Source organism: Coleofasciculus sp. E1-EBD-02 (genome assembly GCF_040218245.1).
Taxonomy (GTDB): domain Bacteria; phylum Cyanobacteriota; class Cyanobacteriia; order Cyanobacteriales; family Coleofasciculaceae; genus Coleofasciculus.
Window position 1 is genome coordinate 50,961 of record NZ_JAVJQN010000197.1, and the last position, 11,123, is coordinate 62,083.

The following is an 11,123-nucleotide window of genomic DNA, read 5'->3' on the forward strand; positions in this document are numbered from 1 at the left end:
CAAGATACAAGATTTTTGTGTCAACTCATGGTAATACGTCCCGACAGCGCAAATTCCTCTAAAGACTGAGGCGATACCATTTAATCACCAGTACACTAACCAACAGATAAGGATTACTCCTTGATCTTTTGGTCGTGCAATCATCCGAAACTATTTCGGAGGTATCGCGCCAAGTGGTGAACGACTATCAGCTAAGTTATGAGCGAAAACCAGTATAAAGCGGTCATTTTAGATCTCGATGGCGTCATTACCCAGACGGCGCGTTTACACGCTAAAGCTTGGAAGCAGATGTTTGATGATTATCTGCACCAACGTTCCCAACGCCAGGGAGATGATTATACGCCCTTTGATATTGATGCGGATTACCACGAGTACGTGGATGGGAAGCCGCGTTATGACGGGGTAAAAAGCTTCTTAGCCTCCCGTGGGATTGAATTACCCCAAGGAAATCCTGATGATTCCAGTGATCAGGAAACCATCTGTGGGCTGGGTAATCGCAAAAATCAGCTTTTTCTGGATGTCATGCAAAAGGAAGGTGTGGAAACCTATTCTGATACAGTAGAGCAGATTCATCACTGGCGAAAGCAGGGCGTGAAAACGGCGGTTGTCTCTTCCAGTCGCAACTGTAAAGCGATTTTGGATAAGGCGGGGTTAATGCATCTGTTCGATACAAAAGTTGATGGCGTTGATTCTGCACAACTGAACCTCAACGGTAAACCTGCACCCGATATCTTTTTACAAGCCGCCCGTGAACTTGCTGTGGAACCGGAAAATGCGATCGCAGTCGAAGATGCGATATCTGGTGTGAAAGCAGCAAAGGCGGGACATTTTGGTTTAGTCGTGGGTGTGGTACGCGATAGCGGTGGTGACGCTTTACGCCAACATGGTGCGGATGTCGTGGTTCGCGATTTACGCGATATCTCGGTAACGCCAGAGAAAACCGCTCAATCCCTACCCTCAGCCCTAGAACAAATTAACTCAATTGAAACTCGGCTGCGCGATCGCCAATTAGCCTTATTTACCGATTATGATGGGACGCTGACGCCGATTGTACAACGTCCTGAAGCCGCCACCCTGTCTCAGGACATGCGATCGCTACTCCTACAGTTATCGGATCAGGTAATTGTGGCGGTAATTAGTGGGCGGGATTTGGCGGATGTGCAGAATATGGTAGGTATCGAAAAACTCTACTATGCAGGTAGCCATGGTTTTGATGTAGCAGGCGGTGGTATCCAAATGCAGCAACAGCAAGCCCAAGCTAGCCTCCCGGAATTAGATGAGGCGGAAAACCAGCTACGGGAACAACTTAAACCCATTGCTGGGGCAAAGGTGGAACGGAAACGGTTTGCGATCGCCCTTCATTACCGAGAAGTGGCTGAGTCAGATATAGAACCGATTCAAGCCATTGTTGATCAGGTGGTTCACCGCCATCCACAGCTACGCCAAAGCAGTGGCAAAAAGATATTTGAACTACAGCCAGACGTACCCTGGGATAAAGGGCGGGCTATCTGTTGGTTGCTAGATAAACTTGACATCAACACCCCAGATGTGATGCCGATGTATTTAGGCGACGATACCACCGATGAAGACGCCTTCCAAGCATTGCGCGATCGCGGGATTGGCATTCGTGTGGGTATGCCAGACGAACCAACCCAGGCTGATTATTATCTGCAAAACCCTGACGAGGTGAAGCAGTTTTTTCAAGCATTATTGAAGACACTCAACCAAAGGAATTAGCATCGTGGCTGAACGACAAACGCACGATTGGCAACTAATCTACCCCAACTGGAAACCCGAACAACAGGGATTACGAGAAGCGCTTTGTACCTTGGGAAATGGCTACATTGCCACACGCGGCGCTTTTGAGGAGGTGAATGCCGGAGGTTCCCATTATCCCGGCACTTACTTAGCTGGGGGGTATAATCGGCTGGAAACCAATATAGCGGGTCGTGTCCTGGAAAGCGAAGATCTGGTTAATTTTCCCAATTGGCTTCCCCTGAACTTTCGCCCCAAAGATGGTGACTGGTTTGATATTGATGCCGTTGACGTATTGGAGTTTTCCTATCGCTTAGACGTACAGTGTGGCGTGCTGGAACGACAAGTGCGGTTCCGTGACGCCAACGAGCGCGAATTTACCCTCACCAGCCGCCGGATTGTGCATCAAGAAAACCCCCATTTAGCGGCGATTGAGTGGCGGCTAATTGCCCATAATTGGTCAGGAGAAATCGAGATTCGTTCGGCACTCGATGGGACTGTATCCAATCAGAATGTTGAGCGTTATCGACAGCTTAATAGTAAGCATTTAGACATCCTAGAGATGGGTTATGAGGGTGAAGACGCGATTTTTCTAAGTGTTTGCACCAATCAATCTCATATCCGCATGACTCAAGCGGCGCGAACCCAAGTCTTCGAGGGCGATGTGGTGGTGCCGACTCAGCGAGAACGTCGGGATGAGAATGGACGGATTGCCCAGCACTTAGTTGTACCCTGTCAGCAACAGAAGGAACTGCGGATTGAGAAGATTGTCGTGATTTATACATCAAGGGACTTTGCCATCAGCGAACCTGGACTAGAAGCCAGGAAGACTGTGCGCCGAGCGTCAAACTTTGCTGATTTATTGCGATCGCACCAGCGGAAATGGCGTCATCTCTGGAGCATTGCCGATATTAACCTGGAAAACGGCGATGTGGACACCCAGTTTATTTTACGGTTACATATCTTCCATCTGCTGCAATCCACCTCACCCAATACCATTGATCGGGATGTAGGCGTACCGTCACGGGGATGGCATGGAGAAGCCTATCGCGGACATATCCTCTGGGATGAGTTATTTATTTTTCCCTTCCTGAATCTGCGCCTACCGGAATTGACCCGTTCTCTGCTCATGTACCGTTACCGCCGCCTAACCGAAGCGCGGCATTTAGCCTGTACAGCCGGGTACAAGGGCGCAATGTTTCCCTGGCAAAGTGGTAGTGATGGACGCGAGGAAAGCCAGGAATTGCACCTGAATCCTCGTTCTGGACGTTGGATTCCGGATAACTCCAATTTTCAGCGTCACGTCAATGCGGCAATTGCGTATAACGTTTGGCGGTACTACCAAGCGACGAATGACCTAGAATTTCTCTCGTATTACGGCGCAGAACTCTTGCTGGAACTGGCTCGTTTCTGGGCAAGTATTACGATCTATAATGCAGAGCGCGATCGCTATGAGATCCGTAGCGTTATGGGTCCGGATGAATTCCACACCCATTATCCCGATACCGATACGCCAGGATTAAATAATAACGCTTATACCAACGTGATGGCGGCATGGGTACTACGTTGTGCCAGTGGCGTGTTAGGCTTACTCGACGAAAAGCGCCGCGAAGAGTTGACCGAGGTTCTGGGCATCGGGGACGAAGAACTGGTTCGCTGGGAAGAGATTAGTCGTAAGATGTTTGTGCCGTTCCACGAGGAAGGAATAATTAGCCAGTTTGAGGGGTATGAGAATCTCAAGGAGTTTGACTGGGAAGGTTATCGGGAAAAATACGGGGACATCCAGCGCCTTGATCGAATCTTAGAGGCGGAAGACGAGGATGCGAACTGCTACAAAGCCAGCAAGCAGGCGGATGTACTGATGTTGTTCTATCTGTTCTCGTCGGAGACGTTGCAGGATCTATTTGAATATATGGGCTACCCCTTCGATGCTGAAACTATCCCCCGCAATATCGACTATTATATGCAGCGAACCTCCCACGGTTCCACGCTCAGCCGGATGGTGCATTCCTGGGTATTATCCCGATCTGACCGAGAAAAAGCATGGAAATTCTTTAAAGAGGCTCTCCATAGCGATATTGATGACATTCAGGGAGGTACAACGCCTGAAGGTATCCACTTAGGGGCGATGGCGGGAACGGTGGATTTGATGCAACGGTGTTATACCGGGTTGGACATTCGCGATCAGGTATTGTGGTTTAATCCGTCTCTACCCCAGGAACTATCCGATACACGCCTGCGATTGCGCTATCGAGGACACTGGCTATCACTGCGGTTTACGGATGAAAAGATAACCGTTTCGTTTGATCGCGGCTGGTCCCAACCTGTCTGCATTGGTTTCCAGGGTGAGGTGTACGAGATGGTAGAAGGGGAGACAAGGGAGTTTCAATTAGCTTGAGGGAGATAGGGAGTACAGGGAGGGGCGGAGGAGCCAATTTGTAGGGGCGGGTTTTACCGATAACGTTAGCCAAGAAGCCAATAACTTGACTAAACCCGCCCTGCTTAGGGATCACAGGTGCAAGGAAGACAAGGAAGTTAACTCAAAACCAGGTTTCCTTGAGCGCAGCCAAGGGTCAACACTCAAGACTTTTCCCACTAGTGCAAGAAGGCAGAAATAACTGAACAGCTAATATCTCCGCCGAATAGTTTACTACAATTTAACCTTAATCTGCTATCAATAGAAGTAGACAGATATAATTGAATTCGTCGGGCAAATGAGGTGAGTCTATCTTCTACAAACCGCCATTGCGATCGCAATCACTTTAAACGCGCCCTTAACCGCTTAGAGCAGGATGTACTGCGGATGGGTGCATTGGTGGAAAATTCATTCCGCCTTGGTCATCAAGCTTTATTTTACCAAAATCTGGAGGCAATCCAGGAAATTACCTCCGTTGAGAAACGAATTGATCGCTACTACCGCCATATAGAAATAGAGTGTGCCTCTCTGCTCACACTTCAATCGCCAGTGGCACAAGATCTACGTCTGGTGAGTGCATTGATGCAGTTAATCCGAGATTTGGAACGGATTGGTGATTATGCTGAAGATTTAACGGAAATTTCAGTCAAATTATTCGCTTACCCACCTCATCCGTGTATGCCCCAAATTGAAGAAATGTCCCACCATGCTCAAGCGATGCTAGCGTCGAGTTTAGCTTCATTAGCGGACTTAGATGCGACGGCTGGACAAGCGGTTAAAGTATTAGATGATAAAGTCGATAATGCTTACGACAAGCTATATCAAACGTTAGCCTTTCAGCGAGATATTCCAGGCGTAGTTGAGCCAATTGTCCTCTTGGTCTTGGCGATTCGTCATATCGAACGTATGGCTGATCATGCGACCAACATCGGTCAACGAGTAACCTATATTGTTACAGGTCATCGTTCCTAGAGCAGAAGGCAGAAGGCAGAAGGCAGAAGGCAGAAGGCAGAAAATTTTAGGGACAGGTTTAGGAACTGTAGGGGCGGGTTTAGGAACTGTAGGGGCGGGTTTAGGAACTGTAGGGGCGGGTTTAGGAACTGTAGGGGCGGGTTTAGGAACTAACGCTAGCTTTTTACCAATAACGGAACAACAAAACCCGCCCTACCCCACCAATACCTGAACAACAAAACCCGCCCTACCCCACCAATACCTGAACAACAAAACCCACCCAGCCTCACCAATACCTGAACAACAAAACCCACCCAGCCTCACCAATACCTGAACAACAAAACCCACCCTTATTCATCATTACTAGAAGCAGCTTAACCCAAAGATTACCTTAACCTTACCATTTTCTAACCTGCACACTTTAGGATATCCTTGCATCGCATCTAAGATATTCCTCTAACCAAACCAAAATCTGAAAGGGGGAAGGGTGAGCTATGGCTCTCAAACGTCGTCATTTTCTGCTATTTCTGGGAGCTAGTGCCGGAACGGTAGCACTGGGTTCTTGTAGTACTCCGGCTCAGAAGGGTTCTGGTTCATTAACCCAAGTTAACCCAAATACAGATAATCTGAGTTTTACACCCGTCAAGAGTCCCTTACCGTTAGAAACCGATCGCGTAGCATCAACGAAACAAATCGAAGCCTACAGCCGCTATGAAGTGGTGGATGACTTGGTACTGCCAGAAGGCTTTACCTACGATGTGATTGGCGCTTGGGGAGATCCGGTGGGGGATTCTCGCTTTGGCTATAACAATGATTATTTATCGTTTATAGAAACAGGTCAAAATGAAGGATACCTGACCATTAATTTTGAATATATTAGCGGTGGCACCTGGATGCAAACCTATTCTCAGGTCATCGGTGAATCATTACCATTTGAGGAGGTTAAAGCGGTGGCGGCGAAGAGTGATGGTAAGGTTAATGCCTTTGCTTTACCCGATTCTGATCCGCTAAAAGCGAAAATTCGCCAGATTTCCCAAGCTGGCTTGATTGATCAGGGATTAGGTGTGATTTCACTGCGTCGAACAGCCGATGGAACCTGGATGCGGACGAATTCTGCGGCAGATCGACGGATTACCGGAATCTCTGGATTAGCAGACGATCGCTATCTTAAAGCCACCGGTCCTGCTGTCGCGGTTTTCCGCAAGACTCAAGCACAAGGGTATAGTGATGGCTTAGGCGATCGCATTATTGGTACATGCCAAAATTGTGCTGGCGGAACCACGCCTTGGGGAACGGTATTCAGTGCAGAGGAAAATTTTCAAGACCAAGTGCCAGAACCCGTTTACGCCGATGGGACGTCCTTTGACCCCGCCGCGCTTCCGTTTATTATTAACGATTACTTTGTCGATGGACGAGGTAATGTTTTTGGTTTAGCTGGGAATAAATATGGGTGGATGGTAGAAGTTGATCCGGCTGATGCCAATGATTATGGCACAAAACACACTTGGCTGGGTCGATTCCGTCATGAAGCCGTGGCGTTTAAGGTTGTATCGGGGAAACCCTTAGCGGTATATTCGGGATGCGATCGTCGAGGGGGTCATTTGTATAAGTTTGTCAGTAAAGACACAGTTAGTGATCCGACCGATAAAGCCAATTCCCGTTTAATGGCGGAGGGAATGCTGTACGCGGCGGTATTTGCACCGGATGGGACAGGGCGCTGGATGGCATTAACACCCAATACTCCCGTCAACCCCGTGTTACCCAGTACCGTGGAAGGCAGCTTAGTCCCCTTACCCAAGCGTCCCCAGGGAGGCATTGTTGAGGTGACAACCGATGCGGAAGCCTTGGCGTTTAAACAGCAGTTTGCCACACTGGGGGATCTATACCAAGGGAATGATATCGAAAAACAAGGAGCAATTTTAATCGACGCCCATTTTGCCGCCAACGCTGCTGGTGCCACCACCACCGCCCGTCCCGAAGATACAGATATGGCGGCGGATGGTTCCCTGTATATCGCCTTTACCTCTGGGAGTCCAGGGGGAGATGGCGGACCGGATAAGCGCGTTTTCACCGGACCGAAGGGAGAAACTCCCTGGGAATTTGGCTGGATTCTGCGTCTGGTAGAAGACCAAGATGACCCCGCCGCGATGACATTTCGCTGGGAGTCCTTTGCCATGGGGGGTGAACCTGCTGAAGGGGGTGCCGGATTTTCTAATCCCGATAATCTAGAATTTGACAACAATGGTAATGTGTGGATGGTGACGGATATATCTACCTCCAAACACAATCAGCCCGTGACCAGTCGGGTCAATGACCCAGGTGAATCCATAAGTCAAACTGATATCCAAGGCATTTTTGGCAACAATTCGATCTGGTGTCTGCCCACATCTGGGGAAATGGCGGGGAATGCTTACTTATTTGGCATTGGACCAATGGAATGTGAAACCACTGGACCCTTTTTTAGTCCCGATCAAAAAACCTTATTTCTCGCCGTACAACACCCAGGGGAAAAATACGGTATCCGCAAAGATAACCAGACTGAGACTCGTAAATTTGTGATAAAAACTACTGCTGGAGAAAAATTCCAGCAAGAACGTCTAGTTCCCCTGGGTTCCAACTGGCCCCGTAAAGGCACAAGCGATCCACCCCAGCCAGCCGTCGTCGCGATTCGGCGATTGGATAACCAACCGATTACCACAGCATAAAATACCGTTAGTAGAGATAGATTATGCTAGGCTACGTCTCTATATTTCTCCACTGATTGAGCCAGATAAATAATTCTAATATTTTCCTGGTATCCAGCCAAACATTTTTGGTTTAGAATCTATTCCTTGTAGTCCCCAAAAATGGTAATAGTTAATTAGTAGATTTAGTGATAGTTTTGAGTCAAAGCAAAAATGCTATTGCTCATTCAGCCCAATTGCTTTACAGTTTTGGCATTAAACTTAGGTGTGAGGATTGTGAATGATTATGTCTACCCTATTCTGGAAAGCGTTTAAGGCAAGTCCCGTCCTGTTGGTTGCCTCTTTATTCGTCGCTAGCGGTGCATCGGCGGCTGAGTCAAATTCCCATGCGACGGCTGCTGATCTGTCTACAGCCGCGATGAATTTGGACACTGAACCGACAGCATCAATCAGTCCCAGGTTGGATGATGCAGCGCTGACTGAACCCATCCCAGCAACGGATACGCCTCAATCCAGCGTAACCGTTAGTCCCACGTTCCAACTGGCAGATAGTACCTTCCCTGAACCCGTTCCGGCGGCTGGAGATACCTCAGTTGAATCCAATCAAGAAATTTTGCAGCAAATCCAGCGCTATGGCAACGAAGGATCTACCTCTCTTGACCAAGTAACCAGCGTGGGTCAGTTGCGAGACGTTTCGCCAGGTGACTGGGCGTATGAAGCGCTGCGAAGCTTAGTTGAACGCTATGGCTGTATTGCGGGATATCCAGATGGTACCTATCGAGGCAATCGCGCCTTGACCCGTTACGAATTTGCCGCTGGTTTGAATGCTTGTTTGAACCAAATTGAGCGTTTGATTGGTACGGATGGTTTTGACGAGACTGAGTTAGAAACCCTGCGGCGGTTAATTCAGGAGTTTGAGGCAGAATTGGCAACCCTGGGTGCGCGGGTGGATAACCTGGAAGGGCGCGTGGCGTTCTTGGAAGACAATCAGTTCTCCACGACAACCAAGTTGAGAGGTGAAGTCATCTTTGGTTTTGCTGATACCTTCGGTGATACGATTGCTACTGGCGATGATGACACCAACACCGTCTTTGGCGATCGGGTACGTCTGAACTTTGAAACCAGCTTTACGGGACGCGATCGCTTGCGTACTCGTTTAGAAGCCATAAACATGGCTGAATTTAATAGCGGTGTGACTGGCACTAACATGACCCGCTTGGGGTTTGATGGAGCTGATGGCAATGACGTTGCCATTGATGAACTGTGGTATCGCTTCCCCTTGGGTGACAACCTCCTTGTCCAAATTGATGCCGCTAACGGCGAGTTTCAGGACACTATTCTTGATGTCGTCAACCCTTTCTTTGACAGTAGTGGTAGTGGTTCTATTTCCCGCTTTGGGCGCTTTAACCCGATTTATCGAACAGGTGGCGGTGCTGGTGGAACCTTAACCTATAGCTTGGGAGATGCCTTAGAGTTGTCAGCGAGTTACTTTGCTGACGAAGGTGATAATCCAGGTGAGGACAGTGGACTCTTTAATGGCACTTTCGCTGCCTTAGGTCAGATAACATTCAAACCCACTGAAAATATTACCGTGGCTGGAACTTATGTGCGCTCCTACTACCGGGGAGCAGACTTCGATGAAGAAGGGAATGTGCTTGAAGATGGGACTGTGAATGTTACTGGGTCTACAGGTAGCGTTTTTGCAAGCCAACCTTTTGGTGATATAGCAACTTCAGCCGATTCCTTCGGGATACAAGCGAATGCCACATTTGGCAAGTTTTCTGTTGGTGGTTGGGTTGGTTATCAAGATGCCGAAGCTGAAGCCACTTTCTTTGAAGGAACTGATGCTGATATTTGGAACTGGGCGGTTAACTTGGCGTTGCTAGATTTGGGTGGTGAAGGCAATAAGCTAGGTATCGTATTCGGTACACCGCCTAAGGTAACTGACACTGATATAGTGTTTCTTGGTGAGGAGTTCGACGATGATGATATTGATGATATTGAAGATGAGGATACCTCCTACCATTTAGAGGTGTTCTACCGCTATCAACTGACCGACAATATCGCGATTACTCCTGGCGCTTTTGTCATCTTTAACCCAGAACATAATGATGACAATGATGACATCTGGGTAGGCACTATCCGCACTGTCTTCAGTTTCTAAGCCTGTCTGAGCTATCGTTGACAATTGAATCATCGGGTGTAGGGGTACAGCATTGCTGTACCCCGATTTATCTGCACCTTTATGATATAAACGCGATCGCTATTCCTCTAATCGCTAAATCAATGGACATTTCTGGACTTTGTGGACATAAGTGTAACCGTCAGCTTTCCAGATTAGCTCGAAATACTTCCAGTTGATGCTTTGCAGTTTTCCTTTAACTGTAGTCAAGTCAAAGACCCGACTGGCTCTCACTGTCACTCGTCCAACATGTGTTCCTTGATTCTTCCCGGTGGGGACAATGGCACGAACTATATCGCCTGTCTTAAATCCATGAAACTCTTTGGTGCGAGTTCTAACGCTATGACTGCCATCTTTCTTCTGACGCGGGAAGCCAAATTTATTGATTTGTGCCATTTGCCGATTCCCATGTCCCGTTGCCTTGATTACCAAGGGATTAATATTTCGAGTTATTAGATTTTCTGGGGTTGATTGTCCAACGCTTGCAGCATCGAGCCAATGGGTTTTCGGTAAACCTAAGCGGGTGCGGTTGAACTTTGTCATTCCACCTGTCCCCGTTTCAACTGGTAAACCCGTAGCTGCTAGCTGATGATACAACGCCCATCGAGTAGAGTTAACGGCAGCGGCGTCTTTAAGGGGGCGTTTGGCTTTTTCTAATATTCGCTGTAAAATATCAGGTTTCGATGCTATAAACTGTTTAATCGGTTGGGTTCCTTTTTTGATGTTACATGGTTGACAAGCCAAACATAGGTTAGAAACCCGATTGCTGCCGCCCTTGGATTTGGGGTGGATATGTTCCACCTGTAAAGGAACGCCAGAGGCTCCACAGTAAGCACATTGACGGTTCCATTTGGTCAATAGATACTCCCGGACTTCGTAACCAAAAAGTTCTCCTTTTTGATACTCGATACCAGCTATTTCCGGGTTATTGAGTCGCTGAGTATCGAACCGTACCAGTTCCATTGAAATACTCGAAATTGGAGCCAACTTTCTCAACCGATTTACCCAAGTTAGAGTAGTGTCTACCCGATGTTGGAGACTAGTGCAGCGCTGCGGAAATACTTGAGCAGCTTCGTAAATACGATGAAGCTGGGGGAGCTGGGGAAGCTGAGGGAGCTGGGGGAGATATTAGCTG

6 protein-coding genes and 1 pseudogene are annotated in these 11,123 nt (G+C 48.1%); 6 read left to right on the forward strand and 1 reads right to left on the reverse strand.

Going from position 1 to position 11,123, the window contains the following annotated elements; translation table 11 throughout:
* The first annotated feature begins 198 nt into the window (after positions 1-198).
* The 6 genes from otsB to RIC07_RS30830 all read left to right on the forward strand — a co-directional run bounded on the left by otsB (position 199) and on the right by RIC07_RS30830 (position 9,970).
* Positions 199-1,737 (forward strand): trehalose-phosphatase, encoded by a 1,539-nt coding sequence (gene otsB / locus RIC07_RS30805; RefSeq protein ID WP_446397838.1) that lies wholly within the window; start codon positions 199-201, stop codon positions 1,735-1,737.
* 4 nt (positions 1,738-1,741) lie between these two features.
* Complete coding sequence (locus RIC07_RS30810) at positions 1,742-4,153, forward strand: glycoside hydrolase family 65 protein (RefSeq protein ID WP_446397839.1); 2,412 nt, start codon at positions 1,742-1,744, stop codon at positions 4,151-4,153.
* Positions 4,154-4,474: 321 nt separating this feature from the next.
* The gene (gene phoU / locus RIC07_RS30815; protein ID WP_446397840.1) at positions 4,475-5,143 is read left to right on the forward strand and encodes a phosphate signaling complex protein PhoU; all 669 of its coding nucleotides are present in this window, start codon (positions 4,475-4,477) and stop codon (positions 5,141-5,143) included.
* On the forward strand, positions 5,121-5,354 hold the full coding sequence (locus RIC07_RS30820; protein ID WP_446397841.1) for a hypothetical protein: 234 nt from the start codon (positions 5,121-5,123) through the stop codon (positions 5,352-5,354). Before phoU ends, RIC07_RS30820 begins: the two co-directional genes overlap by 23 nt.
* Before the next feature lie 262 nt (positions 5,355-5,616).
* On the forward strand, positions 5,617-7,827 hold the full coding sequence (locus RIC07_RS30825) for a PhoX family protein (protein ID WP_446397842.1): 2,211 nt from the start codon (positions 5,617-5,619) through the stop codon (positions 7,825-7,827).
* A gap of 265 nt (positions 7,828-8,092) precedes the next feature.
* Entirely contained in the window at positions 8,093-9,970 is a 1,878-nt protein-coding gene (locus tag RIC07_RS30830) for an iron uptake porin (RefSeq protein ID WP_446397843.1), read from the forward strand.
* Positions 9,971-10,084: 114 nt separating this feature from the next.
* On the opposite strand, the pseudogene iscB reads toward RIC07_RS30830, so the two are convergent.
* A pseudogene (iscB, locus tag RIC07_RS30835) lies at positions 10,085-11,029 on the reverse strand (RNA-guided endonuclease IscB); the annotation flags it as partial.
* Positions 11,030-11,123 lie beyond the last annotated feature (94 nt).

What these genes read in the sequence shown, in the direction of transcription:
- RIC07_RS30825 (WP_446397842.1), top strand. Translation starts at nt 5,617, where the DNA reads ATGGCTCTCAAACGTCGTCATTTTCTGCTATTTCTGGGAGCTAGTGCC.
- otsB (WP_446397838.1), top strand. Translation starts at nt 199, where the DNA reads ATGAGCGAAAACCAGTATAAAGCGGTCATTTTAGATCTCGATGGCGTC.
- RIC07_RS30830 (WP_446397843.1), top strand. Translation starts at nt 8,093, where the DNA reads ATGTCTACCCTATTCTGGAAAGCGTTTAAGGCAAGTCCCGTCCTGTTG.